Origin of the sequence: Piscinibacter lacus, assembly GCF_016735685.1 — a bacterium.
GTDB classification, from domain to species: domain Bacteria; phylum Pseudomonadota; class Gammaproteobacteria; order Burkholderiales; family Burkholderiaceae_C; genus Aquariibacter; species Aquariibacter lacus.
Genome location: NZ_JAERRA010000001.1, coordinates 1,155,600 through 1,180,625 on the forward strand (window position 1 = coordinate 1,155,600; position 25,026 = coordinate 1,180,625).

Consider the following 25,026-nt stretch of genomic DNA (forward strand, 5'->3'; position numbering starts at 1 on the left):
GCCTCAGAAGGGGGCCGGGTCGTGCCAGATGCAGCGCGTCCCGTGCCGCGGGTGTTCCAGTTCGAGCCGCGTGGCGTGCAAGAGCAGCCGTCCGGCTCGCCCGGGGTCGCCGTAGAGCGCGTCGCCGAGGATGGGGTGGCCGATGGCCGCGAGGTGCAGGCGCAGTTGATGGGTGCGACCGCTCAGCGGACGCAGTTCAAGCCGGGTCGCCAGGCCGGGCCCGGGCCCCGCGCCCAGGCGGTGCCACAGGGTGAGGGCGGGCTTGCCGTGGAGCGGGTCGACCTTCTGGCGCGGCCGCTGCGGCCAGTCGGCGCCCAGGGGCAGGTCGATGCGGGCGGGCGGCTCGGCGGGCCCCGGGCCTTCGAGCCGGCCCTCGACCACGGCTTCGTAGTGCTTGTCGACCTGACGCTCGGCAAAGGCCCGGCTGAGCCGGCGCTGGGCCTCGGCCCCGCGCGCGAAGACCATCAGGCCCGAGGTCGCCTGGTCGAGCCGGTGCACGGTCAGTGCATCCGGCCAGCGCCCTTGAAGGCGGGTGACGAGGCAGTCCGCCTTGTCCTCGTCCCGGCCGGGCACGGCCAGCAGACCGGCGGGCTTGCAGACGAGGATCCAGTCGGCATCGAAAGCGAGCACCCGCTCGCTCTCGGGGCCGCAGGCCGCGGGCCGGCCCCCGGCCGGCCCCGCGCATGCAGCCGATGCAGGCGACTCAGCCGCGCTGCTGGATGCCGGCAATCGCCCAGTCCCGGCTGTCGTCGAGCGGGCGCACCAGGTGCCACTGCTCGTCGAAGCGCTCGGCGCCATGTTCGGCCTCTTCGCGGATCAGGCCGTGGAAGCGGACGGTGACGATGCGCTGCTCGGCGTCCTGCGTAACTTCGAGGATCTCGGCATCAAGCTGCACGACATCGGTCTGCTGGCTGGCGCTGCCGCGCTCGTGCAGGTCCAGGCGCAGGGCGGCAAACAGCTCGGGCGTGGTGAAGCGACGCAGATCGTCGACCTGGCCGGCGTCGTTGGCGGCCTGCATGCGGATGAAGATCATCTTCGCGATGCGGACGAAACCTTCGGCGTCGAAGTCAGCCGGCAGCGTGGCGGCGGCTGCCGGGGCGGGCTCGGCGAGGGTCGAGCCGCCGAAAGCCTGGGTGGCCTCGCGGGCGTAAGGGCTGGCGGCTTCAGGCCGGGCGTTCAGGGCCTCGGCCGGGGCGCTGCCCTGGCGCGGCATCGCGACCGAACCCAGGCCGGCACCGGCACCTGCGGGCTGCATGCCCTGCGGGCCGCGGGCGAAGCGGCGCATCACCAGACGCACGATGAAGAAGATCGCCACGGCCAGCAGGACCATCATCATCATGTCGGCAAAGCCTTCGCCAAGACCGAAGTGGCTCAGCAGGGCGGCAAGGCCCAGGCCGGCGGCCAGACCGGCGAGCGGGCCCATCCACGAGCGCTTGCCCGCGCCAGCCGCGGCCGCTGCGGCAGGGGCTGCTGCGGCTGCCGGCGCTGCGGCGCCGGGGCTGGCATCGGCCTGCTTGGGCGGCGTGGCCGGCGGGGGATTCGGGCTGGCGTCACGCTGCATGCCCACCGAACGCTTGCCGCCCAGGCGCTTGGCCTCGGCATCGGCCGGGGCCAGGCCGCCGGCCAACAGCAGGGCCAGGCTGAGCAAGCCGGTCTGCAAGCCAGCGCGCACGCGGCGCAGCGACAGGGTCCAGCGGTTCGGATGGGGCAGGGTGGCGTTCATCAAGTCCTCTCGTTGAAAGCGGGCCGGGCAGCGCAGGCTGCATCAGGGCTTCAGTGGACCACAGCGCGGGGCCCGGGTTCCCCAGGGCTTGGCCCAAGAAAAAACCGCCCCGTGGGGCGGTTCATCCGACCCGGCCCGCAGGGGGCCGGGTGTGGATCAGGGCAGAGGGCTTCAGGCCTTCTTGGCCTTGCGACGGCGGCCGATGTAGGCGACCACGCCCAGGCCGGCGATCATCAGCGCGTAGGTCTCGGGCTCGGGCACCGGGGCGGTGGTGAAGGCCAGGCCGTTGACCGTGCCGGCGAAGTTGCTGCGCAGCACCGCATCGCCGGTGGCGAGGTTGATGCTGTACAGGCCGCTGGCGCCCGTGCCGTCGTCCAGGTTCAGCACGGCAAAGGCCGGGCCGCCCCCCACGATCTCGAAGCCGTTGGCCGAGAGCACGTTGAAGGGCAGATCCAGCGAGCCCACCGTCGTGATCATCGGGCTGTTGAAGGCCGCGCCCGCGAACTGCAGCGTGTCCGTGCTGGTGTTGATGTAGTACAGGTCGGTCAGGTCACCCGGCATGGTGCCCGGGAAGCTGCCCGGGGGCGTGCCGGGGAAGGAGTTGGTGTAGGCCACGGCGGTGTAGCCCGGGCCGATGTTGCTGGCCGTGTTGCCGACCACGCCGGTGTTCACATTGACGGCGTAGTTGTTGCCGCCGGCGGTGGTCACACGCAGCGAGGCGCCGCCGGCGAAGTCAGCCTGCGGATTGAAGTCCATGCCGATGCCGCCGGTCGAGGCGAAGCTCGCGCCGGACAGGGCCGTCACCAGGCTGAGCGCGCCGCTGGTGGTGTCGATCGTGTAGAGATTGTTCTGGTTGGAGATCGCGTAGGTCAGGCCGTTGGTGGGACGGGTGTCCAGACCCAGCAGGGTCTCGCCCGAGGCCAGACCGCTGATCGCGACGGTTTGCGTCGAGCCGGCGGTGTTGAACTTGACGATCTGGTTGGAGGTGGTCAGCGCGACCAGGGTTTGGCTCTGGGCCTGGGCGCCAAGGCCGAGGGTGGCCAGCGCAGCGGCGGCGAGCGCCTTGACAGCAAAACGGTGCATGGAGGACTCCTGAGGTTGGGTGCGTCCCGGACATCGCAATAGGCTCGTTTCCGGGCTCGTTACACACTACGCCCTGAGCGACTGCTTGGTTTCATAAATGACCCCCGAGTCGCGGGACAGGGTTTGTACTGACCCCGTCGCCAAAAAACAAAAACCCCACAGCGGATGAGCGCCGTGGGGTTCTGCACCGCGGCGGCCTCAGGCCGCCTGGACTCACTTCAGGCGACCGACTTCCAGCAGCTCCTTGCTGGCTTCGACGATCTCGCCCGTCGTGGCGTCGACCTCGACACGCATGTCGCCGGTCTTGGTCTTGATGTCGTACTCGTAGGACACCTTGCCGTCGGCTTCGATCTCGAACTCGACGCGCTCGACTTCGCCCGGGAACTTGGCGAGTGCGGTGGCGCGGGCGGTGGCCTCGCTCACCTTGGCCTTGTCCTTGAAGCCGGGCGCGTCGGCGCTCAGGACGCGCTCTTCGACTTCGACGATCTTCCCGGTCTTGCCGCTGCACTCGATGTCGTAGAGCTTGCCGCCGGCGGCTTCGATCTCGATCTCCCAGACGGCTTCCTTGCCCTCGGCCTTCAGCACGACTTGCAGGGCTTCGCCGGGATGCTTGGCCAGCACCGTCGGCAGGCAGGACTCGAGGCCATGGCTGACCTTGGGCATCTGGTGCTTGTCGGCCTGGGCCAGGGGGGCGGCCAGCAGCGCGGCGGCGCCGAGGATGAGGGCGAAGGGACCTTGGTTCATGTTGGCTCCGTGACGTGAATGGAACGATGGAATTTGGATCTAGGGTTAACCCTTGTTCCATCATAAAAGGGAATGAATCCCGTTGAAATCGGCAGGAAAAGGGAATAGTTCCCGGGTCAATCTCCAGCGAGATCTCTTGACGTGCGTCGAGGCTCTTGTCCTCGCAGGCCGGTGGCGGGTGCCAGGCGGGCTCGGGTCGGGCCTTAGGCCATCGGGCATATTGCGGCGAGGCCGCCGGTCTGCGAACAATCCGTGGTTCTTGCTTTACACGACCCGCGCGCTCTGCCTTCTGCCGACTTCTCTCCAACACGCCGTCGTCGCTTCCGGTCCGTCTTCATGCCTGCACTTCCCCAGCACCCCGCGTCGCTCCGCCCGACGGTTCATCCGGACCGTCGGCGCCTGCTCGCCCTGCTGGGTGGCCTGGCCCTGCCCATGTTGGCCCAGGCGGCACGGACCGAGATCGAGGTGCTGAGCCTCGACCCGCTGCCCCAGCCCCCGGCCCAGGCGCTGGCCGACGGCGTCTACTGGGTGCCCGGCCTGCCCGGTGAGGTCGACGGGCGCAATGTCGGCCGCAATGGCAACACCGGCTTCATCGTCGGCCCGCAGGGCGTGGTGGCCATCGATGCCGGGGTCTCGCGCCGCCACGGCGAGGCCCTTCTTGCCAACATCGAGCGCGTCACCGACCGCCCGGTCAAGCTGCTGCTGATCACTCATGCCCGGCAGGAATTCCTGTTCGGCGCGGCGGCTTTTCGCGCCCGCGGCATTCCGGTGGCCATGCAGCGCGCCACGGCCGGCCTGATGACCTCGCGCTGCGAGGGCTGCCTCGACACGCTGCGCGGCCTGCTCGGCGAGGCGCACATGGCCGGCACCGAGATGTTCAAGCCCGACCAGTTGCTCGACGGCCCGAGCGCCCTTGGCCTCATCGGTCGGCCGCTGCGCCTGCTGAGCTGGGGCCATTCCAGCGGCCCGGGCGATCTGGCGGTGCTTGACGAGGCCAGCGGCGTCGTCTTCACCGGCGGGCTCTGCGACCGCCTGCGCGTGCCCGATCTGCAGGACAGCCGCCTGCAGGGCTGGCGTGACGCCCTCGCCGCCCTGCGCGCGCTGCAGCCGCGGCAGGTGGTGCCCGGCCACGGCCCGGTGGGCGATGTCGGCGTGATCGACGGCGTCGAGGACTACCTGCGTGCGCTCGAACAGCGCCTGGGCCAGTTGCTCGACGCCGGCGTGCCGCTCAGCGAGGTGGCCGAGCGTGCCGAGCTGGGCGCCTACGCCGGCTGGGACCAGTACGAAGTCATCCACCGCCGCAATGCGGCCTTGTTGTTCCTGCGGCTTGAGCATGCGCAACTGCTGCGCTGAGCCGCCGCCTTCACGGAGAGCCCCCATGTCCTCGGACGCGTTTTCTTCCTCCACGCATGGCCGCCCGATGTCGCGCCGCATGGCCCTGGCCGGCCTGGGCGCGCTGGGCCTGAGCGGCCCGGCGGTGCGCGCCGCGCCCGGCGGCCTGCCGAGCAATGTCGGCCATGCCGACAGTTCGCCGCAGTGGGAAGAGCTGCGCGCCAAGCTGTGGGGGCGTGAGCCGATTGCCGCGGGCGAGGCCAGCAAGGTGCAGCTCATCGTGCCGCTACGCGCGGCCTTCGGCGCCTCGGTGCCGGTCAAGGTGCTGTCCAAGCTGCCGCAGACCGAGGCCCTGCACGTCAAGCGCATGACCCTGCTGGTCGACAAGAACCCGGCGCCCATCGCGGCCGTGCTCGACATGAGCCCGCGCATGGGCCAGGCCGATCTGGAGACCCGGCTGCGCGTGGACGAATACGGCCATGTGCGCGTCGTCAGCGAGCTGTCCGACGGCAGCCTGCACATGGATTCGCGCTACTGCAAGGTCTCGGGCGGCTGCTCGGCACCGCCCAACCGCGACCAGCTCCACAACATCGGCAAGACCGTCTTCCGCCTGCCCGAGGGCCTGAAGGCCGACGGGCCGACGCCGGCCGAGGTCTCGGTCGTGCATCCGAACGACACCGGCTTCGAGCTCAACCACATCACGGTGATGTACATCCCGCCGCACTATGTGCGCCTGATCAAGGTCAGCTACGACGGCGAAGCGCTGTTCAATGCCGAGGTCGGCTTCTCGCTCAGCGAGAACCCCAGCCTGCGCTTCAAGCTGATGGCCCGGCCCGGCGGTCGCCTGAATGCCGAGGTCGAGGACACCAAGGAAGGCCGCTTCCGCGGCCAGCTTGCCCTGGCCTGAGCCGGGCCTGCCCACCGCCCGCCGGAGCCCCCCATGTCCCACCTTCCTGCCCGCCGCATCCTCCTGCAACAGGCCACGGCGCTGACCCTGGGGGCCACGCTGCTCGCCGGGGCGGGCGTCGCCGGGGCGGCCCGCCCGCACGGCCTGCCCGCGGCCTACGGCGCCATGGTCCAGCAGCCGGCCACCTTGCCGCGCAGCGCCGAGTTCGACCTGGGCCCCGCCCTGGCCCGCGCCCGGGCCGAGGGCAAGCGGCTCTACGTCTACCTGAGTGCCGACGACTGCGCCTACTGCCGCCGCTACGAGGCCTTCCTGGCCGCCAACCACGAGGCGCTGAAGTCGCATTTCTCGCCCTACCTGCTGGTCGACCTGCGCAGCTCGCTGCGCGTGCCGGTGCGCGAGCTGCGCTTCAAGACCCCGACCCTCGGCAGCCTGCCCTATGCCGAGTTCCAGAAAGCCATCGGCGACGAGCGGGCGCGCCAGCTTGTCTACCCCAGCGTCTGGCTGCTCGATGCCCAGGGCCAGCCGCTGATGCAGATGCCGGCCGGCGCCGGCACCTTCGAGACCGTGCCCGAGCAGATCGAGGTGCTGCAGCTCGTGCAGTGAGCCGCGGCCTCGCCCCGGCCGTGGCGGGCCGGCATGCCCGTGCCGGCCGCCGTGTCGCCAAAGCCGGCTACAAAGGCGGGATGCCCGAGCCCCGAACCCGCTGGACGACGCGCCTGATGCAGGCCTTCGAATCCCGCGTCGATCCCTATCCCGCCAGCCCGCCGCCGCGTCCCCCCGAGACCCTCGTCGCCTTCATCTGGGCCGGCACCCAGGGCATGCGGCCCTGGCTGGCCGGCATGGTGCTGCTGACGGCCTGCATCGGCGCCTTCGAGGCCTGGCTCTTCGGCCTGATGGGCCAGGTGGTCGACCTGCTGGCCGCTGTCGATCGCGGCCAGCTCTGGTCCGCCCACGGCGAACTGCTGCTGGGCCTGGCGGGCCTGCTGCTGGCCAGCACGGCCGTGGTGGCCCTGCAGGTTGCGATCAAGCAGCAGACCCTGGCGGGCAGCTTCCCGATGCGGCTGCGCTGGCAGTTCCACCGCCGCATGCTCGGCCAGAGCCTGGCCTTCTACGGCGACGAGTTCGCCGGCCGCATCGCGACCAAGGTGATGCAGGGCGCGCTGGCCGTGCGCGACGTGGTCTTCATCGTCGGCGACATCCTGGTCTTCGTGACGATCTACTTCGCCACCATCGTCGGCGTGCTCGGCGGCCTGGCGCTTTGGCTGCTGCTGCCCTTCGCCGTCTGGCTGGCCGCCTACTTGCTGGCGGTGCGCTACTTCGTGCCGCGGCTGGGCCGCGCGGCCCAGGCCCAGGCCGATGCGCGCTCGCTGATGACCGGCCGCATCACCGACGCCTACACCAACATCGCCACCGTCAAGCTCTTCTCGCACGGCCAGCGCGAGGCCGGCCATGCACGCGGCGCGATGCAGGACTTCCTCGTCACCGTGCACCGGCAGATGCGGCTGGTGACCGGCTTCGAGATCGTCAACCACGGCCTGAGCATGCTGCTGATCGGCGGCACCGCCGGCACCGCGCTGTGGCTGTGGACGCAGCAGGCGGTGGGCCTGGGCGCGGTCGCCGCGGCCACGGCGATGGCGCTGCGGCTCAACGGCATGTCGCACTGGATCATGTGGGAGACGGCCTCGCTCTTTGAGCACATCGGCACCGCCCAGGATGCGATGAACACCCTGTCGCGGCCGCACAGCGTGGTCGACCGGCCCGGTGCCCCGGCCCTGCACGTGCAGCGCGGCGAGATCGTCTTCGAGCGGGTGGCCTTCAGCTACGGCCGCGCGGCCGAGCCCGGTGCGGCCGGCCGCGGCCTGCGCATGCAGGACTTCGACCTGCACATCCGCCCGGGCGAGAAGATCGGCCTGGTCGGCCGTTCCGGCGCCGGCAAGAGCACGCTGGTGCATCTGCTGCTGCGCTTCTATGACCTGGAAGGCGGACGCATCCTGATCGACGGCCAGGACATCGCCGGGGTCAGCCAGGACAGCCTGCGCGCGCAGATCGGCATGGTCACCCAGGACACCGCCCTGCTGCACCGCTCGGTGCGCGAGAACATCCTCTACGGCCGCCCCGACGCCGACGAGGCCGCCCTGCATGCCGCCGCCGCGCGCGCGCAGGCGGCCGGCTTCATCGCCCAGCTTCGCGATGCCAAGGGCCGCAGCGGCTACGACGCCCAGGTGGGCGAACGCGGCGTCAAGCTCAGCGGCGGCCAGCGCCAGCGCATCGCCATCGCCCGGGTGATGCTCAAGGATGCGCCCATCCTGCTGCTCGACGAGGCCACCAGCGCGCTCGACAGCGAGGTCGAGCAGGCCATCCAGGCCAGCCTCGGCGAGCTGATGGCCGGCAAGACCGTGGTCGCGATCGCGCACCGCCTGTCGACCATCGCCGCGATGGACCGCCTGGTGGTGATGGACCAGGGCCGCATCGTCGAGACCGGCGACCACCGCAGCCTGCTGGCGCGCGGCGGGCTCTATGCGCGGCTCTGGGCGCACCAGAGCGGCGGCTTCCTCGGCGAGGACGATGCCGAGGCGCCGGAGGCCACCCCGCCGCGCGATCGGGTCGCCCAGCCCTGAACCTGCCGCCGCCCTTCGAATCCCTGCCTGAGCCCCAGCCCGTCCGACCGGAGCCCCCGCATGTCCCTGCCCGCCGCCCGTCACCTTTCCGCCATCCGCCCCCACCGGCGCCTTGACCGCTGCCTGCCCGGCCTCATCCTGCTGGCCGCCCTGGCCGGGCCGCTCGCGGCCCAGGAGGCCGCCACCCCGGCGGCGCCGGCGGCATCCGACCCGGCGCTGCCCGAGAGCTACCTGAGTTTCGAGAAGGACTTCACCTCGAACTGCGTCATCCGCAATGGCGTGCAGGTGCTGATCCGCAACACCCATCCCAGCCGCACCGTGCGGGTGTGGCTGGAGCGCACGATTGCCGGCCGGCCGACTGGAGACCGTTCGCGCTCCGAGCTCAAGCCCGGCGCCGAGGCCGAGCCCCTGGGCTGTTCGGTGACCAGCGAGCAGCCTCAGGCCTGGCGCATCGTCAAGACGGTCTTCGCTGACTGAGCCGAGGCGCGCGACCGCGTCGCTCGCCCCCTTGCCCGGCGCTGCCCGGGCGGGGGCCCGTGCGGCCGCCCAGCCGCTCAGAAGCAGTCGGCCGGATTGTTCGAACGCGCCAGCCGGCAGCTCCAGCGGAAGAGCTGGCCGCCGTGCTTGATCGAGCGCTGGAACATGACGGTCGGCTCGCGCTCGATGGCCTCGGGCAGGGGCAGGGTGGGCGTCACGCCCTGGCTGTTGGTGTAGAAGCGGACGAAGCAGCTTTCGCTTGCCTCGCAGACGCTGGCGATGGCACGGTCGTACCAGGCCCGGTCGGTGGCCTGTTCCGGCGGCACCAGGTAGTAGGCCACCTTGCCCAGCCGGCCGATCAGTTGCGGCCCGGCATCGCCGGCCGGCGCCGCCTGCGCCCCGGCCAGGCCAAGCAGGCCGCCAAGGGCGAGCGCCGGCAGCAGGCGCCGGTCGAGGGAGGAAAGCAGCTTCATCGTGATGTGCCCTGAGGTCGGAGCGCGGGTGGAGTCGGCCGGAGCACCGAAGGTTGCTCCTGGCTTACCCCGGCTTGCCCGGCCCGGTGGTCAGGCCGGGTCGTAGGCGAAGCGGGCCTGCACGATGCCGTGGTCGGGGGTGCCCGTCGCGGCATGGTCGTCCAGGTTCAGGTGATCGTTGTAGACCCGCATGCCCTCGAAGCGCCACAGGCGCTGGCGCGAACGGTCGTAGAAGGCCTGCGACACGAGGATGTGGTCCAGCGAGCCGTGCTCGCCCTGGTGAATGTAGGTGTAGCTCACATCGCGCAGGCTGCGCTGGCCCTCCATCAGCTCGGTGGCATAGAGGCCGGTGGCGCTGCCGCCCTTGCTGTCGGCGCGCAGCAGCAGGTCGGGCTGGCCGGTGAGGATGGCCTGGGTGTTGCTCAGGCGGTCGTCGTTCAGGTCGCCCATCACCACCGTCGGCCGGCCCTCGGCCTTCATGCGCTCGGTCAGCAGCACGCGCAGTGCGGCGGCCTCGGCGCTGCGGCGGATGGTGGAGATCGCGCTGCCCAGGGCTTCGGCATGCGGGGCGTAGCTTGCGGGGTCGGCGCGGAACCAGGCCTCGCTGCCCACGGCGGTCGGCCCCTTGGACTTGAAGTGCGCGACATGCACCTCCACCGGCGGCAAGCCGGGCGCCACCCGAAGGGCCAGCCGCAGCACCGGGCGCGAGAAGCCCTTGATCGTCAGCGCGATCGCGGGGCTCTGCGGGTCGTCCCCGCCGCTGCGCAGTTGCAGTTGCGGCGGGAAGCGGTCGATCCACACGGGGGCCAGCGATGCTTCGGCCTGCGGATCGATCGCCAGGCTGCGGCGCACGGCCGCCGCGCAGGCGATGCCCTGGCCGTTCAGTCCGGGGCGGGTGATGAGCTGGTAGTCGCCGTCGAGGCCGGCCGCGCGGAAGGCGGCTTGCAGCGGCTCGGGATGCCAGAGCTCCTGGAAGCCCCAGACATCGGCATCCACGCCCCGCAGGGCCTGGGCCAGCCAGGCGATCTTGGCGGCGTACTGGGCCTCGGTCCAGCCCGGCCGGCCGTAGAGCGCGCGGCCGGGCAGGTTCAGGTTGTAGAGGTTGCAGCTCGCGAAGCTGAGCGGCGTGTTGCGGCGCGGACGCTGGAGGGTGGCCATCGGGGCGGGACGAAGCAGGAGGGGCCGGCCATTCTGGCCGGCCCCTCCTCGCCCGGAACCCGGGGAGACCTCAGGGCCGCAGCATCGGCAGCGGGGCCTCGGCGTAGCCGATCTGCGCGGTGCGGTTGGTGGCGAAGCCGTGGAACCACATGCGCGCCTTGCCGTTCTCGAAGATCACGCTGGGTGCGATCGGGCCGATGTTGTCGAAGCCGCTGGCCGACTTGCGCAGGATGGGCTCGGGGTTGATCGTCCAGGGCCCGAAGGGGCTGCTGGCCTGGGCCACGCCGATGTCATGGCCCAGCTCACCGTGCAGGCGGGTGTAGAAGAGGTAGTAGCGGCCATCGGGGCCCTGGCTCACGTCGACTTCGGCGATGCCATCCTTCACCCCGGGGAAGTTGGCTGCGCTCAGCACCGGCGTGCTGCGCTTGGTCCAGTTGCGGCCATCTTTCGAGGTGGCGGCCATCAGCGTGACGCCCGCACCCTTGGGGCAGTTGTAGAAGCAGTAGGCCGAATACAGCATCACCAGCTCCTTCTTGTAGACGACGAAGCTCGGGCTGCTGATCGCATCGTGGTCATGCCCGGCCGGCGTGGTCTTCAGCACCGGCTTGCCGCCGTTGGCGCGGGTGAAGCGGATGCCGTCGGTCGAGGTGGCCAGGCCGACCTCGGCCGGGAAGGAGGCAAAGAAGCCGCCGCGGTCCAGGTAGCCGACGTAGTACAGCAGGTACTCGTTCTTGAACTTCACCATGACCGCGGATTCGTGGGCATCGTCCCACTGGCCCGGCCGGGTGGCGATCAGGCGGCTGGGCAGGGTGGTGTCGCCGGTGTTGACATCGCTCCAGCTCAGGCCGTCGCTCGAACGCGCCAGGCAGATCGCGCCCCGCTGGCGGACGATGTCGTAGCAGTTGTAGGTCATCCGCAGCTCGCTGCCGACGCGCATGACGCTCGGGTCGCCGACGGCTGCATAAGGCCCGCTGAAGACCGGCGCGAGCCGCTTCGACCAGGCCGCCCAGCCCGGGGTGCTGACGGTCTGCCAGGTGCCATCGCTGATCGCGCTGCCGCTGCTCGGCGCCGCGCTGCGCGGACGCAGGCTCCAGCGCTGGTTGGCGCCGCCGCCGTCGGTCCAAAAGCGCACCTCGCTGAAGTTGCCGCCGTGCAGGTCCAGCACCAGGCTCGGGGCGCTGACCGGGATGAAGCGCCCGGTGTTGCCGTCGATGTAGAGGGTTTGCTGCGCGCTGCCGTTGCAGACCTGCAATTGCAGGCCGCTGCCGACACCCGCCGGAAGGGCGGCCGTGCCGACGCAGTAGCCGCCGTACTTCAACTGGTAGCTGCCATTGGCGTTCGGCAGCAGCGCCATGTTCTGGCTGGCCAGGCTGCCATTGCAGGGGCCGACGTTCAGGAGCGCGCCGGCACCCAGCGGGGTCTGCTGCGACTGGAGGCAGAGATCGGGCCGCTGAAGGTTGAAGACCTCCAGGCCGCCGATCTCGTTTGCCTGGGCGATGGGGGCACCCAGCGCAAGCCAGAACAAGGCAGCCGACGCGAGTTTCCGGGGCAGGACAGGGTGGTTCATGGGATATGCGTGACAAGCTGGGCAAGGACTCGGGACGGCGGGGGCCCGCTCACCCGGGCCATGGCCCGGTTTCGGCCCTCGGGCGCCACGATTGACATCACTTACATCTGATTACCTGATGACATGTCGGGTTTCGACGCTGAATGACCACGTATTGGGGCTTGCCAGCACGAGACAAATCATTTCGTCGCCTGCGCGGTCGAAGACCCTCAGGGTGCTCATCGGCCGAGCCGAGCAAAACCTTTACCCGTCCGTGCGGAAGGCCGCCGACCGCCCATGAAAAAGCCCGGCCTCCGCGCATGCGGAGGCCGGGCGGGGAGGCGGGCCAGTCGGTGGCGAGATGCGCCGAATCAGGCCGGGACGGCAGGCTTCCGCCGCCGGGTCGACCAGGCCACCACGCCCAGGCCCGCCAGCATCAGGGCCCATTCACTCGGCTCGGGCACGGCCGGCACGCTGAGGATGGCGGTCATCGACATCGAGGTCACGCCGGGGGTGAAGTCCAGGAAGGTCGGGAAGGCCGTCGCGAAACCCGGCGCGGCCGTGTCGAGCGTGAAGCCGACGATGCTGAAGTTCGTGACTCCGGGGCCGAAGAGGTAGTTTTCGCCCGGGTCCAGGGTGGCCACGATCATGCCGCCGACCAGCACGTCAAGCGGCCCGAAACCGAAGGCCGCGCTCGGCACCATGACCTCCAGGAATTCCCCGCCGATCACCTCGTATTCGAAGCCCTCGGCAAAGGGCGGGTCGAACCAGAGGCGTGGCGTGGGATCGATGAAGGTGAATTCGCCCGGTCCGGTCACGAAGGGAAGCACTGGCACCTCTTCGGTGGCTCCGGGTGCCACCCCGCCCACCCCGCCGAAGGCGAACAGGAAGGTGGCCGGTTCGCCGCTTTCGGCATTGGGGAAAGACTGCCCCAGGGAATAGACATCGGCATTCAAGGTGTTGAGGCGATCAAGCGCGCCAGCCTCGTCCGGCGCCGAGCCGTAGAAGATGTTGAAACTGCGCGATTCGCCCGGGGCCAGGGTGCCGAAGGAGAAATCAAACACCGAGCCATGATCGGCAGGTCCGCTGTCGGTGAAGTCGGTGTTGACCGTCCCCCCGAGGATCTGCCCCGCGGGGTTCAGCGGTGAGGAGTACGCGAAGCCGTTGTCGCTGGCGTACAGCACATTGCCGCCATTGCTCACCAGATTGGCCTCGACGCCGCGGTGTGTGACGTACTCGTTGAACGTCGAGGGCGGCACGTCCCAGTCCATCGAGCGCCGGTAGGTGACGTTCGAAAGGCTTTCGGTCGCGCTGGTGTTGGTGAGGGTGACCGAGACCTGGAACACATCGGCAGCCAGCGAGGGACCGAAGTTGTGGCGGATGTCCATGGGCAGGACGGAAGACTGCACATTCGACAGCGCCTGGTTGCCGCTGACGCCGAAACTGCCGCCGCTGATGTTGCCGATGCCTCCGTTGTCGATGCTGGCCCAGGTCGAGAAGCTGCCGCCGGAGGTGTCGGCCGAAACCCCCCAGCCTTCGCAAAGGCAGCCCGGGGAAATGGCGTCGCCCACCCCCGCGCGGAAGACGCCATAGGTCAGGCCGCCGCCTGGCCCCTCGCCGAAGAAATTCAGATGACCCTCTTCGTTCACGCCGAGGCTGGTCTCTCCGTAGGTGATGATGCCGCCCGCGTGGGCGCTGGCCGCTGCGCCTCCGAGAACCAGACCGGCGAGCAAGCCGGCAAGTCCCGTTCGCCAAATGCTTCGATGATTCATGTCCATGCTCCGCAAGGTTCGGGGGCCCGGTAGCTTGCGAGGGCAAGCCCTGACCGGGATGGTCTGTGGCCGTCCACAGGACCATGGACAAAATCTAGACGGCCCCTGTCTCGTCGTCGTCCCGACGATGGGGGAGGCTCCCCATCAGGGGGGGCGAGTCGCTCCGCCGGGCGCGCAACCCCGGCGGCCGGCTGCCCGCCCCGCCTGGCGGACCGGACCGCGGCTTCAGCGCCCGCCGATGGCCAGCAGTTCCACCTCGAAAGTCAGCGTCGCATTCGGCGGGATCACGCCGCGGCCGGCGCCGCGGGCGCCGTAGGCGATGTGCGGCGGGCAGGTCAGGCGGGCCTTGCCGCCCACGGCCATGCCCTGCAGGCCCTCGGTCCAGCAGGGGATCACGCCCTGCAGCGGGAAGGAGGCGGGCTGATTGCGGCTGTAGCTGCTGTCGAACTCCTCGCCCTTGCGCGGGCCGGCGTCGGCCAGCACGCCGCGGTAATGCACGGTCACGACATCGCGCGCCGTGGGCTTGGGGCCCTTGCCCTCTTGCAGCGAGAGGAAGACCAGGCCGCTTTCGCGCACCACGGCGCCGGCTTCCTTGGCCGCCTCGACGGCGGCGGCCGAGGCGATCGGCGCCTGGGCGAGGGCGGGGGCCAGGCCGCCGAGCAGGAGGAGGCCGCTCAGGGCGGGACGGCACAGGGACAGCAGATTCACAAACAGTCTCCGGAAAGGGGTGGACGAAAAAGGGCTGGATCATCGTCGCTCGGCCAAACCCTGGCATCGGGTCCAATCCGGCCCGTGCCCGATGCCTCCTCCTGCCCCCGCCCCCGCCTGCTGCTCGCCCCGATGGAGGGCCTGCTCGACGTGACCCTGCGCGACACCCTGACCCGGCTCGACGGCCCGGCCGGCCTGGACCGCTGCGTCAGCGAGTTCATCCGCGTCACCGGCACCCTGCTGCCGCCCAAGGCCTTCCTGCGCATCGTGCCCGAACTGGCCCAGGGCTCGCGCACGCCGGCGGGCGTGACGGTGCGGCCGCAGTTGCTGGGCTCCGACCCGGCGTGCCTGGCCGAGAACGCGGCCCGGCTGATCGAGCTTGGTGCCGAGGGCATCGACCTGAACTTCGGCTGCCCGGCCAAGGTGGTCAACCGCCATGGCGGCGGCGCCATGCTGCTGCGCGAGCCCGAGCGCCTGCGGGCCATCGTCGCCGCGGTGCGGCGCGCGGTGCCGGCGGACCGCCCCGTCTCGGCCAAGATGCGCCTGGGCTATGACGACGACCGCGATGCCGAGGCCTGCGCCCAGGCCCTGGCCGACGGCGGCGCGGCCGAGATCGTCGTCCACGCCCGCACCCGCGCCCAGGGCTACCGCCCGCCGGCCTGGTGGCAGCGGGTGGCCGAGGTGCGCGCTGCGGTGGCCGTGCCGGTGGTCGCCAACGGCGAGATCTGGACCGTCGACGACGCGCGGCGCTGCCGCGCCGAAGCCGGCGGCCTGGACCTGATGCTCGGCCGCGGCCTGGTCGCCGACCCCTGCCTGGCCCGCGCCCTGCGTGCCGCCGATGCCGGCCAGCTTGCCCCGCCCCTGGGCTGGGATGCCTTGCAGCCGCAGATCGCCCACTTCTGGCAGTGCGTGAACGCGCGCATCGAGGCGCGCCACCGCGCCGGCCGGCTCAAGCAATGGCTGAACTACTTGCGCCGCGTGCATCCGGCGGCGCAGTCGCTCTACGACGCCGTCCGCACCCTCAACGACCCGGCGGCCGTGGCCGCGCGGGTGCTGGGCGAGGCCGCTCAGCGGCGCAGCGGCAGCGGCGCCTCCGCGTAGCCGATGCGGATGGTGCGGGCCCGGCTGAAGCCGTGGAACCACATCCGCGCCTTGCCGTTGGCGAAGACGACGGACGGCGCAATTGGCCCGATGTCGTCGAAGCCGCTGGCCGATTTGCGGACGATGGGCTGCGGATTGATCGTCCACGGCCCGTAGGGCGTCGGCGCCTGGGCGATGCCGATCTCGTGGCCCTGGTCGCCCTGCAGCAGGCTGTGGAAGAGGTAGTACAGCCCGTCCGGCCCCTGTACGATCTCCACCTCGCCCGCGCCGTCCTTGGCATGCGGCACATCGGCCCGGGTCAGCACCGGCGTCGGGATCTTGGTCCAGCTGCGGCCGTCGCTGGAGCTGGCCGCCAGCACCGTCACCCCGTAGCCCTTCTGGCAGTTCGTGAAGCAGTAGGCCGTGTAGAACATCAGCAACTTGCCCTGGTACTCGATCAGGCTCGGGCTGCTCATGGTGTCGTTGTCGTGGCTGCCGGGGCTGACCTGCATCACCGGCTGGCCGCCGTTGGCCAAGGTGAAGCGCAGGCCGTCGGCGGACGTGGCCAGACCGAAGGACGCCGGCATCGAGTTGAAGAAGCCGCCGCGGTCCCGGTAGGCGGTGAAGTACAGCAGGTACTCGCCGCGGAAGCGGACGATCGTCGGCGTCTCGTGCGCATCGTCGAATTGCCCGGCGCGGGTCTTGAGGATGCGGCCGGGCAACTGGCTGTCGCCGGTGGCGGCATCGGTCCAGGTGATGCCGTCCGGCGAGGTGGCCAGGCAGATCGCGCCGCGCTGGCGCTGGATGTCGTAGCAGTTGTAGACCATGCGCAGCAGGCCGCCTTCCAGCCGCACGCTCGGATCGCCGATCACCGAATACGGGCCGCTGTGCACCGGGTCGAGACGCTTGGTCCAGGGCGCCCAGCCAGGCGTCGACACCGTGACGCTGCGACCCGCCGGCGCTGGCGGGGCGGGCAGGGGATCGGCTGGCGCCGGGCTGGGGGAGGGTGCTGGAGCCGGAGCCGGAGCCGGAGCGGGCGCGGGTGCAGGGGTGGGGGCGGGGGCGGGTGCCGGGCTGGGCGCTGGCGCTGGCGCAGGGGCAGGTGCGGGCGCAGGTGCAGGTGCGGGTGCCGGACTGGGCGCAGGCGCAGGGGCGGGGGCTGGAGCGGGCGCCGGACTGGGCGCTGGCGCGAACAGCGAGGCCAGGAAGTTGCCCAGGTCGGCGCGGCTGTCCTGAGCGGCCAGGCCACTCAGCAAAGCGGCACCGGCGAGCACGTGGAGGCGGGAAAGTCTTTTCATGGGCGTTCGGTGGAAGACGCGCCGCCCTGCCGGCCTCCCCCGGCGGGCTGCGCGCTGGACAGTTCACCAGGACCGCGCACAGGCGCTGCGGGTCCATCGCGCGGGGTCCGCTCGGTCCGGACTTCTTGTCGCGGGCCGATGTGTATCGGGTGACCCTCGGGTCGCGGGCTGTCCTGCGCATCAATCGTGAGCAGATGTTTCGGACGTGAACGAGGCCCTGCCGGCCTCGACCCGCCTGCGGGCCGCCGGTCGGGGCCGCGGGGCTCAGACCGGCGGGTCGTCGGCCGCGGGGGGCCGGGCCGCATCCGTCCCTGTCGCAACCGCGTCCAGCCAGCGGCTGGACAGGGCCTGCCAGCCGGGCTCGCCCAGTGCGCGCAGCGTTGCGATATTGCGTTGGAAGATGGTCGCGGCCTCGGGCACCGCGACCACGGCGCGGGCCACGCTGGCCTCGCGCAGCAGATGCAGGGTCGGCCAGGGCGCGCGGTTGCTGGCATGGGCCGGGTCGCTGGGCGCATGCTCGGCAAAGCGCCAGCGCGGGTGGAAGGCGGCGAGCTGCAGCACGCCGCGCAGGCCGGCTGCCTCGATTGCCGCCTCGGCCAGCCCCAGGAAGGCATTGAAGTCGTCGAAGCGGCCCAGCACCCAGGGATGCACGATCAGCGTGGTGTCGTGCTGCGCCGGGTCGGCTTCGGCCAGGGCTTGCAGGGCCTCGACCAGCTCCACCAGCAAGGCCTCGGCATGCCGCGCCGGGCTGAGCTGCCAGCGGATCTGGCCGCGTGCGGCCACCGCCTTGGCGAAGGGGCAGAGGTTCAGGCCGATCACCGCGGCCTCCATCCATGCCTGGCTCTGGGCCAGCACGCGGGCGCGGGTGGCTTCGTCCTCGGGGCCGCCGGCCGGGGCCTCGGGGCTGTCCAGGCCGACGGCGCGCCGAAAGCGCGGGCCGGGGCGGGTAGGGATGCGGGTTCGGGCCATGGGCCGGGCAGTATCGGCGCCGGCCGGCCGCGCTATCGTTGCCGGCATGGACCGTCTGCCCGCCCCCGCCCTGCCGCTTCCCATTCCCCCGGCCGATGCTGGCCCCGGCGGTCCCGCCCTGCGCCAGCGGCCCGCCCGGCGCGGGCTGCGCGCCCGTCTGCTGCCGCTGCTGCTGACGGGCCTGCTTTCCGCCGGCTGCGCCAGCGTCGTCAACCCGGTCAGCGGCCGCAGCGAGTTGACGGTGATGAGCGAGGCCGACGAGATCGCCCTCGGCGCCAAGGGCCATGCGCAGATCGTCGCCCAGCAGGGCGTGGTCGACAACCCGGCCCTGGCCGCCTATGTGGACCGCATCGGCCAGCGCCTGGCCGCGCAGTCGCACCGCGCCCACCTGCGCTGGACCTTCACCGTGCTCGACAGCCCCGAGGTCAATGCCTTCGCGCTGCCCGGCGGCTATGTCTATGTGACCCGCGGCATCCTGGCGGTGCTGCGCGACGAGGCCGAGCTGGCTGGCGTGCTCGGCCACGAGATCGGCCATGTCACCGCACGCCACGGCGCGCAGCGCGCCACCCGGCAGCAGACGGCCGGCCTCGGCGTGCTGGCCGCCACCGTCTTCGGCGCGGCCTTCGGCCTGGGCGATGTCGCGCAGCAGCTTTCCTCGGCCGCGGCGGCGGGCGTGGTCGCTTCCTACGGCCGCGAGCAGGAACTGCAGGCCGACCAGCTCGGCGCCGAATACCTGGCCCGCAACGACTATGCGCCGCAGCGCATGATCGATGTGATCGCTGCCCTCAAGCGCCAGGAACTGCATGCCGCAGCCCAGGCCCGCGCCGCCGGCCGGGAGGCGTCCGCTGGCGGCGCCAGTTGGCTGGCCTCGCATCCCAGCAATGCGCAGCGCCTGCAGCAGATCCGCCGCATCGCCGAGGGCTATCCCGCGCCCGAGCAGCCGGTCGAGGGCCGCAGCGCCTACCTGGCTGCGCTCGATGGCCTGGACTTCGGCGACAGCCCGGCCCAGGGCCTGGTGCGCGGCCGGGTCTTCGTGCATCCGGGCCTGGAGGTGGCGCTGACCGCGCCCGAGGGCTGGCGGCTGCGCAACACGCCCGAGGCCCTGGTCGTCGCCCATCCCGACGGCCAGGTCGGCCTGCTGCTGCGGCCGGTGCCGCCGCAGGCCGGGCGCGACCCGCGCGTGCTGGCGCGCAAGCTCTACGAGCCCATCGAGCTGCGCACCGAGCCGCGCAACCTGCACGGCCTGGACGCGACCCTGGTGCAGGGCCGTCGCAAGCTGCAAGGCGGCGGCAGCCAGCCCTTCGAGCTGCTGGTGGTGGAAGGGCCGCAGGACAAGCTCTACTTGCTCCAGCAAGCCGGCGCCGCCGAGGCCCTGCGCCGCGAGCAGGCCGCGCTGCGCGAGGCCGCGGCCAGCTTCCGGCCCCTGGGCCCGGCCGACCGCTCGCTCGTCCGACCCTGGAAGCTGCGCAGTGCCGTGCTGCCGCCCGGGGGCTGGGCCCGGCTGGCGGCCGACACGCCGCTGCCGCCGGCCGAGGCCGAGGCCCTGCTGCGCCTGCTGAACGGCGCCGACCCGGTCGAGGGCGAGACCCGCCCCGCGCCGCGGCCCGGCGATCGCGTCAAGACCGTGCGCGCCGACTGAGAGGGTGTGAACGCAGCCGCCATGCCCGCGCATGCGGCCCGGAGCCGCCCGCCCGCCGCGCCGGTTATCGTGCCTGCATGCACGACGACTTCAGCTTCTTCTGGCACGACTACGAGGCCTGGGGCCGCGACCCGCGCCGCACCCGCCCGGCCCAGTTCGCCGGCGTCCGCACCGATGCCGAGCTGAACGAGATCGACGCCCCGGTCTCGATCCACTGCCAGCCGCCCACCGACCTGCTGCCCGAACCCGGCGCGGTGCTGCTGACCGGCATCACGCCGCAGCTTTGCGCGGCCCGCGGCCTGCCCGAGCAGGCCTTCGCCGCCGCCATCGAGGCCCAGCTCGGCCGGCCCGGCACGGTGGGCGTGGGCTACAACTCGATCCGCTACGACGACGAGGTCACCCGCTTCCTGTTCTGGCGCAATTTGATGGACCCCTATGCCCGCGAGTGGCAGAACCGCTGCGGCCGCTGGGACCTGCTCGATGTGATGCGCGCCTGCCATGCCCTGCGGCCCGAGGGCATGGTCTGGCCCCGGCGCGAGGACGGTCACACCTCCTTCCGGCTGGAGGATCTGACGGCCGCCAACGGCATCGCCCACGCCAGCGCGCACGATGCGCTGTCCGATGTGCGCGCCACCCTGGCCCTGGCCCGCAAGCTGCGCGCCGCCCAGCCGCGGCTCTGGGCCTTCTGCCTCAAGCTGCGCAGCAAGCAGGCGGTGAAGGACGAGTTCGCCGCGGCCGAACGTGCCGGCCGGCCGCTGCTGCACATCTCGGGCATGTACGGCGCCGAGCGCGGCGGCCTGGCCCTGGTCTGGCCGCTCGCGCCGCATCCGACGAATGGCAACGAGGTGCTGGTCTGGGACTGTGCGGAAGACCCGGCCGTGCTCGGCACGCTCGATGTCGAAGGCCTGCGCCTGCGCCTCTTCACCCGCCGCGAGGCCCAGCCCGAAGGCCTGAGCCGCCTGCCGATCAAGGGCGTGCACCTGAACAAGTCGCCCATCGTCGTCAGCCACCTCGGCGCGCTGGGCGCGGCCCAGGCCGCGCGCTGGGGCATCGACCTGGCGGCCGCCCAGCGCCATGCCGAGGCCGCCGCCGCGCTGGCGCCGCGCCTGGCCGGGCTGTGGCCCGAGGTCTACCAGCGGCCTGCCGCCACGGCCGAGACCGATGTCGATGAGGACCTCTACGGCGGCTTCCTCGCCGACGAAGACCGCCGCAGCCTGGCCCGCCTGCTCGCGCTGCCGGCGGAGGAACGCGCCGAGCGCCTGGCCGGCGGCCGCCAGCCGGCCTTCCACGACGGTCGGCTCGACGAGCTGCTGTTCCGCTACCGCGCCCGCAACTTCCCCGACACCCTGGATGCCGAGGCCCAGGCCCGCTGGGAGGCCCACCGCGCCGCCCGCCTGCACCATGGCGCGGCCGGCGCGCTGACGCTGGAGGCCTTCCTCGCCGAGATCGACGGCCTGGCCGAGGCCGCCGAGACCGCCGGCGACGAGCGCGCGCAAGGCCTGCTGGAAGCCCTGGTCGACTGGGCCACCGAGATCGCGCCGGACGCGGACTGAGAAGGTGTCAATGAGCCGGCGTCGTCGCCGGGCTCAGCCGCTTGCCCGCCGACTCATGCCGACCGGCTCAGCACTGCCAGGCCGGGCGCAGGCCGGCCTCGCCGGCCCAGTCGCAGTCCAGCCCGGCCAGGTGCAGATGCAGCACGCTGCCGTGCGCGAAGTCCAGCTCCAGCCGCAGCGGGCCGGCCACGTGACCCGGCAGCGGCAGGCTGGCCTGCCAGCGCCAGCCGCCGGCTGCGGCGGCCGGCCGGCCGAGCCGCGCTTCGCGCAGGCGGCCCAGCCAGTCGCCATTGCCGGGCGGCAGCGGGCGGCTGCTGGCGGGGTCCAGGCGCTGCGCTTGTTGCAGCCGCAGCCGCAGGGGGTGGGTCCAGCCGCCCTCGGGGGCCTGGGGCCCGGGGCGCACCCAGGCGGTTGACAGGCGCAGCCACCAGTCGGCGCCTTCGGCGTGCAGGCTGAGGACTTCGGCTTCGGCCAGTTGCAGGTCCAGCGGCCCGCTCATGCCGCGGGGTCGGGGCCCAGTGCCGCCCGGTAGGCATGCCAACTGGCATGGCCGAGCACCGGCCCGACCAGCAGCAGGCCCAGGAAGCCCGGCAACATGGCCAGCACGACCAGGCCGGTGATGAGCCCGCCCCACAGCAGCATCACCGGCCCCTGCGTCAGCACCAGGCGCAGGCTGCACAGGCCGGCGGTGACGGCATCGACCTGGCGGTCGAGGATCATGGGGATGGAGATCACGCTGATCGCATAGATCAGCCCCGCGAACACTGCGCCCACCGCCAGGTAGGCGGTGATGAAGCCAAGGTGGCTGGGGTCCAGCAGCTTGAGCAGCGAGCCCTTGAAATCCGGCATGCCATGGAAGCTGACCGCGAAGACCACCAGCGCCGCCCGGCCCCACAACAGTTCCAGCGCGAGCAGCACCAGGCCGAACAGGGCCAGTGCGCCCGTGCGGCGGTCCCAGGCGAAGAGCGAATCGCCGAAGTCCGGCCGGCCGCCGGCCTCCAGTTGCTGGCTGACGCGGTACAGGCCCATGCAGAGAAAGGGCCCCATCAGCAGGAAGCCGGCCGACAGGGCCAGCACCCAGGCCGGCGCATGGTGGAAGACTTGCAGCAGCGCCCAGCCCATGGCGGCGAAGCAGACGCCGTAGAACAGCCCGATGCCCGGCGCCCGCCGGAAATCGCGCAGGCCCAGCAGCAACCAGCGCAGCGGGTCCGAAAGGCGCAGGGTGTTCAGCGGCAGGCTGAAGGCGCCCGGTGGCCGGGGCGCCGCCTCGCCTTCGGCCGGAGGCAGGGGGGTGGCGTGCTCGCTGGGAAGGCTCATGGCGGTGATCCGCCGTCGAGGCGGCCGGCAAGAAAGGTCAGACCCGCGAACACGGACCATCCACCCGAGACGCTGTTCAAGCCCCGGCTCACGCCCACATCGAAGGCCAGGCCGGGCCGCAGCGCATAGCTGGCGGCAAGCAGGCCGAGCTGGGTCGAGCGGCTGCCGCGCTGCTGGCTGCCCGACAGCTCCAGCGTCAGGCCCCAGCGCGGGTCAAGCTGGCGCGACAGGCCGGCAGCCCAGACGCGCTGCCAGCGGCCCTGGCCGTCCTCGGGCCGGCCCAGCCGGGTGGCGCCCAGGTTCAGGTCGGTGTGCCAGGCCCGGTCGCTGCCGAAGTCCAGGCTGTAGATGCCGAGCAGGCCGACATCCCTGCGCCCGCTGCCCAGGCCGCGCCGGGCGGTGGGCAGCTTGACGGCCAGTTCCAGGCCCAGCGCCGAATCGTCGTCCAGGCCATGGTGGTGCTTCAGCATCAGGCTGCTGTCGCCCAGGCCCTCGCGGCGGCGGCCATCGGCCGCGGTCTCGCGCAGCCAGGCCTCGCCCTGAAGACGCAGGCCCCAGTCGGCGTTGAAGGCGTACTTCAGCGCATGGTTGAGGTTGTCGCGGCGGCGCGGATCGTCGGCCCGGCTGCGCTGCACGCCGACTTCGACCTCCAGCCAGCCCGGCGCCGACAGGGCCGCCGGCGCCGACACGCTGGGCCGGTAGGGCGTGACCGAGGGGCCGTCCTGCGCCGCAGCCCCGTCGGCCACGCCGGCCAGCAGCAGGGCCAGGCCGGCCGTGGCCGGGCCCAGCGGCCTCAGCCCGGGTGGGTGGGGTCGATCCATGCCACGTTCTCCGGGGCTTCGGCCGGGGCGATGTCGAGGTTGACGGCCACGGCCTCGCCGTCGCTGCGCACCAGCACGCATTCCAGCACCTCGGTCGCGCTGGCATTGATCTCCTGGTGCGGCACGAAGGGCGGCACGTAGATGAAGTCGCCCGGGCCGGCCTCGGCGGTGAACTCCAGCGCCTCGCCCCAGCGCATGCGCGCCCGGCCCTTGACGATGTAGATCACGCTTTCCAGCGGCCCGTGGTGGTGGGCGCCGGTCTTGGCATTGGGGTGGATGTGGACGGTGCCGGCCCACAGCTTCTGCGCGCCGACGCGGGCGAAGTTGATGGCGGCCTTGCGGTCCATGCCCGGCGTCTGGGCGGTGTTGGCATCCAGGCGGTTGCCCGGGACGACGCGCACGCCATCATGCTTCCAGGCCGGGCCTGCGGTGTCGGTCGGGTTCATGGGCGGGCTCCGGCTCAGACGCGACGGCTGGCGCGGACGGCCGCGACGCAGGCGTCGTGGCAGGCCTTGCACTCGGCATGGTGGTCGACATGCGGTCTGCAGGCCTCGATGCAAGCCTGCATGGACTGCACCGCGGTGCGGGCCAGGGCCGGGGTGTAGTCGGAATTCAAGCCGGCGGCCTTGAGCGTGGCGCCGCAGGTCACGTCGCAATCCAGCGCGGTGCGCAGGCAGTCGCCGACCGACTTGTCGCCCTCGGCCAGCAGCACCTGGCAGTGCGCGATGCAGGTGGCGATCGCGTTGGTGCAGGCCTGGTAGGGCTTGACCAGGCTGCGGTAGCGGCCCGCGGCGGCTGGCTCGCGGCCGCTGCCATCGCCCTGTCCGGCATGCCCGGCATGGTCGTGCCGGCCGGCGGCCTGGGCCGGGGCGGCCAGGGTGGCCAGGCCGGCCAAGCCCAGGCCCAGCAGATGGCGGCGGGGGGTGCGGGAAGAGGTGTTCATGGGCATCGTTGTGGCTTCGCAGACTGGGGGCCGCCCCCAGCGGGCGGCGTGTTCCGGGCAAGCTTCGCACAGGCCGAAGACGGCCCGCATGCGGGCGATCCGCAGGGGCGACATCTTTCTTTACCCAGCGGGCGCGCGGCGGATACGCCCGGCGCCGAAAGTGAAGTCCTCGGCAGCCCCGCTGCCCCTTCCCCGCAAGGAGTTCCGCATGTCCCGCCTGTCCCAACCTTCCCCCGTGTCCACCGCCGCTCCCGCCCGTGGCCTGGCCGGCCGCGCCTGGCTGCCGGCCTTGCTGCTGGCGCTGGCCGGCGGGGCTGCCATGCTGAATCTGCCGGTCGCCCAGGCCGCGCCGGATGCCCCCCGCCTCGAACGCATGGCCGGCCATCCCGGCGGCCCGATGCACCGCATGAAGCCCGAGCATGCCGAGCGCATGGTCGACCGCATGCTGATGGGCGTCGACAACGTCACGGCCCAGCAGCGCAGCCAGCTTGTCACCCTGACCCGCGAGACCCTGCGCGATCTGGGCAGCCAGCGCGAGGCCGGCCACGCCCTGCGCAAGCGCCAGCATGAGCTGCTGGCCCAGCCGACGCTGGACCTGGCGGCCATTGAGCAGGCACGCCAGCAGATGCTGGCCCATCAGGACCAGGTCTCGCGCCGCAGGACCCAGGCCCTGGTGCAGGCCAGCCAGGTGCTGAGCCCCGATCAGCGTGCGCAGGTGGCCCAGCGCATGGCCGCCCGGCATGAGGGCCGCCACGGCGGCCGGGGCGGGCGTCATGGCGGCCCGGAGCGTCACGGCCAGGCCAGCCCGGCGGCTTCCCTGCTCTGAGCCCCTGTCCGTCCTCGGCCCGGGCGGCGCCTCTTTTTA

General features: G+C 71.9%; 25 protein-coding genes. 9 read left to right on the forward strand and 16 right to left on the reverse strand.

The annotated features are described in order from the left end of the window. Window positions 1-3 precede the first annotated feature (3 nt). From JI742_RS05305 to JI742_RS05320, 4 genes are all read right to left on the reverse strand, one after another. Window positions 4-630 carry an RluA family pseudouridine synthase gene (locus tag JI742_RS05305; protein WP_350309632.1) on the reverse strand — a complete coding sequence of 209 codons (627 nt, stop codon included), beginning with the start codon at window positions 628-630 and terminating at the stop codon, window positions 4-6. Between the two features lie 73 nt (window positions 631-703). Further along, the gene (locus JI742_RS05310) at window positions 704-1,723 is read right to left on the reverse strand and encodes a Tim44 domain-containing protein (RefSeq protein ID WP_236676792.1); all 1,020 of its coding nucleotides are present in this window, start codon (window positions 1,721-1,723) and stop codon (window positions 704-706) included. A gap of 171 nt (window positions 1,724-1,894) precedes the next feature. Then, on the reverse strand, window positions 1,895-2,806 hold the full coding sequence (locus JI742_RS13865; protein WP_236676793.1) for a DUF4394 domain-containing protein: 912 nt from the start codon (window positions 2,804-2,806) through the stop codon (window positions 1,895-1,897). A gap of 213 nt (window positions 2,807-3,019) precedes the next feature. Beyond that, on the reverse strand, window positions 3,020-3,550 hold the full coding sequence (locus tag JI742_RS05320) for a PepSY domain-containing protein (RefSeq protein WP_201824568.1): 531 nt from the start codon (window positions 3,548-3,550) through the stop codon (window positions 3,020-3,022). A 336-nt stretch (window positions 3,551-3,886) separates the two neighbouring features. On the opposite strand from JI742_RS05320, the gene JI742_RS05325 reads away from it, so the two are divergent. The 5 genes from JI742_RS05325 to JI742_RS05345 all read left to right on the forward strand — a co-directional run bounded on the left by JI742_RS05325 (window position 3,887) and on the right by JI742_RS05345 (window position 8,884). Then, on the forward strand, window positions 3,887-4,903 hold the full coding sequence (locus JI742_RS05325) for an MBL fold metallo-hydrolase (RefSeq protein ID WP_201824570.1): 1,017 nt from the start codon (window positions 3,887-3,889) through the stop codon (window positions 4,901-4,903). A gap of 25 nt (window positions 4,904-4,928) precedes the next feature. Next, window positions 4,929-5,789: a quinoprotein dehydrogenase-associated SoxYZ-like carrier gene (locus tag JI742_RS05330; protein WP_236676794.1), complete on the forward strand. Its 861-nt coding sequence runs from the start codon at window positions 4,929-4,931 to the stop codon at window positions 5,787-5,789. A gap of 33 nt (window positions 5,790-5,822) precedes the next feature. Then, a complete protein-coding gene (locus JI742_RS05335) occupies window positions 5,823-6,392 on the forward strand; it encodes a thioredoxin family protein (RefSeq protein ID WP_236676795.1) in 570 nt (189 codons plus the stop codon). Between the two features lie 80 nt (window positions 6,393-6,472). Beyond that, complete coding sequence (locus JI742_RS05340) at window positions 6,473-8,407, forward strand: ABC transporter ATP-binding protein (protein WP_236676796.1); 1,935 nt, start codon at window positions 6,473-6,475, stop codon at window positions 8,405-8,407. Window positions 8,408-8,467: 60 nt separating this feature from the next. Beyond that, on the forward strand, window positions 8,468-8,884 hold the full coding sequence (locus JI742_RS05345) for a hypothetical protein (protein WP_201824572.1): 417 nt from the start codon (window positions 8,468-8,470) through the stop codon (window positions 8,882-8,884). A gap of 77 nt (window positions 8,885-8,961) precedes the next feature. On the opposite strand, the gene JI742_RS05350 is transcribed toward JI742_RS05345, so the two are convergent. The 5 genes from JI742_RS05350 to JI742_RS05370 all read right to left on the reverse strand — a co-directional run bounded on the left by JI742_RS05350 (window position 8,962) and on the right by JI742_RS05370 (window position 14,532). After that, on the reverse strand, window positions 8,962-9,357 hold the full coding sequence (locus JI742_RS05350) for a hypothetical protein (RefSeq protein WP_201824573.1): 396 nt from the start codon (window positions 9,355-9,357) through the stop codon (window positions 8,962-8,964). 90 nt (window positions 9,358-9,447) lie between these two features. After that, window positions 9,448-10,515 (reverse strand): endonuclease/exonuclease/phosphatase family protein, encoded by a 1,068-nt coding sequence (locus tag JI742_RS05355; RefSeq protein WP_201824575.1) that lies wholly within the window; start codon window positions 10,513-10,515, stop codon window positions 9,448-9,450. Window positions 10,516-10,585: 70 nt separating this feature from the next. After that, window positions 10,586-12,082 carry a ricin-type beta-trefoil lectin domain protein gene (locus tag JI742_RS05360; protein ID WP_201824577.1) on the reverse strand — a complete coding sequence of 499 codons (1,497 nt, stop codon included), beginning with the start codon at window positions 12,080-12,082 and terminating at the stop codon, window positions 10,586-10,588. Between the two features lie 350 nt (window positions 12,083-12,432). After that, the gene (locus JI742_RS05365) at window positions 12,433-13,839 is read right to left on the reverse strand and encodes a PEP-CTERM sorting domain-containing protein (RefSeq protein WP_236676939.1); all 1,407 of its coding nucleotides are present in this window, start codon (window positions 13,837-13,839) and stop codon (window positions 12,433-12,435) included. A gap of 219 nt (window positions 13,840-14,058) precedes the next feature. Continuing rightward, the gene (locus JI742_RS05370; protein WP_434057643.1) at window positions 14,059-14,532 is read right to left on the reverse strand and encodes an FKBP-type peptidyl-prolyl cis-trans isomerase; all 474 of its coding nucleotides are present in this window, start codon (window positions 14,530-14,532) and stop codon (window positions 14,059-14,061) included. 141 nt (window positions 14,533-14,673) lie between these two features. Here JI742_RS05370 and JI742_RS05375 point away from each other — a divergent pair, with 141 nt between their 5' ends. After that, entirely contained in the window at window positions 14,674-15,642 is a 969-nt protein-coding gene (locus tag JI742_RS05375) for a tRNA dihydrouridine synthase (RefSeq protein WP_201826407.1), read from the forward strand. Here JI742_RS05375 and JI742_RS05380 read toward each other — a convergent pair. Then, window positions 15,609-16,559: a glycoside hydrolase family protein gene (locus JI742_RS05380; RefSeq protein ID WP_201824579.1), complete on the reverse strand. Its 951-nt coding sequence runs from the start codon at window positions 16,557-16,559 to the stop codon at window positions 15,609-15,611. The two genes, JI742_RS05375 and JI742_RS05380, sit on opposite strands and share 34 nt — an antisense overlap. A gap of 624 nt (window positions 16,560-17,183) precedes the next feature. Next, complete coding sequence (locus tag JI742_RS05385; RefSeq protein WP_201824580.1) at window positions 17,184-17,888, reverse strand: DUF1415 domain-containing protein; 705 nt, start codon at window positions 17,886-17,888, stop codon at window positions 17,184-17,186. A gap of 46 nt (window positions 17,889-17,934) precedes the next feature. Here JI742_RS05385 and JI742_RS05390 point away from each other — a divergent pair, with 46 nt between their 5' ends. Further along, entirely contained in the window at window positions 17,935-19,527 is a 1,593-nt protein-coding gene (locus JI742_RS05390) for a M48 family metalloprotease (RefSeq protein WP_236676797.1), read from the forward strand. 77 nt (window positions 19,528-19,604) lie between these two features. Continuing rightward, complete coding sequence (sbcB, locus tag JI742_RS05395; RefSeq protein ID WP_201824581.1) at window positions 19,605-21,080, forward strand: exodeoxyribonuclease I; 1,476 nt, start codon at window positions 19,605-19,607, stop codon at window positions 21,078-21,080. A 67-nt stretch (window positions 21,081-21,147) separates the two neighbouring features. On the opposite strand, the gene JI742_RS05400 is transcribed toward sbcB, so the two are convergent. The 5 genes from JI742_RS05400 to JI742_RS05420 are packed head-to-tail and all read right to left on the reverse strand — an operon-like array spanning window position 21,148 to window position 24,161. Continuing rightward, window positions 21,148-21,579: a hypothetical protein gene (locus JI742_RS05400; protein WP_201824582.1), complete on the reverse strand. Its 432-nt coding sequence runs from the start codon at window positions 21,577-21,579 to the stop codon at window positions 21,148-21,150. Beyond that, on the reverse strand, window positions 21,576-22,397 hold the full coding sequence (locus tag JI742_RS05405) for a DUF2189 domain-containing protein (protein WP_201824584.1): 822 nt from the start codon (window positions 22,395-22,397) through the stop codon (window positions 21,576-21,578). Before JI742_RS05405 ends, JI742_RS05400 begins: the two co-directional genes overlap by 4 nt. Then, window positions 22,394-23,218: a transporter gene (locus tag JI742_RS05410; protein WP_201824585.1), complete on the reverse strand. Its 825-nt coding sequence runs from the start codon at window positions 23,216-23,218 to the stop codon at window positions 22,394-22,396. The genes JI742_RS05405 and JI742_RS05410 overlap by 4 nt, the downstream gene beginning before the upstream one ends. Further along, on the reverse strand, window positions 23,191-23,664 hold the full coding sequence (locus JI742_RS05415; protein ID WP_201824586.1) for a cupin domain-containing protein: 474 nt from the start codon (window positions 23,662-23,664) through the stop codon (window positions 23,191-23,193). Before JI742_RS05415 ends, JI742_RS05410 begins: the two co-directional genes overlap by 28 nt. 14 nt (window positions 23,665-23,678) lie before the next feature. Further along, the gene (locus tag JI742_RS05420; protein ID WP_201824587.1) at window positions 23,679-24,161 is read right to left on the reverse strand and encodes a Csp1 family four helix bundle copper storage protein; all 483 of its coding nucleotides are present in this window, start codon (window positions 24,159-24,161) and stop codon (window positions 23,679-23,681) included. A 208-nt stretch (window positions 24,162-24,369) separates the two neighbouring features. Here JI742_RS05420 and JI742_RS05425 point away from each other — a divergent pair, with 208 nt between their 5' ends. Then, window positions 24,370-24,987 (forward strand): Spy/CpxP family protein refolding chaperone, encoded by a 618-nt coding sequence (locus tag JI742_RS05425; protein WP_201824588.1) that lies wholly within the window; start codon window positions 24,370-24,372, stop codon window positions 24,985-24,987. The last annotated feature ends 39 nt before the right edge of the window (window positions 24,988-25,026 follow it).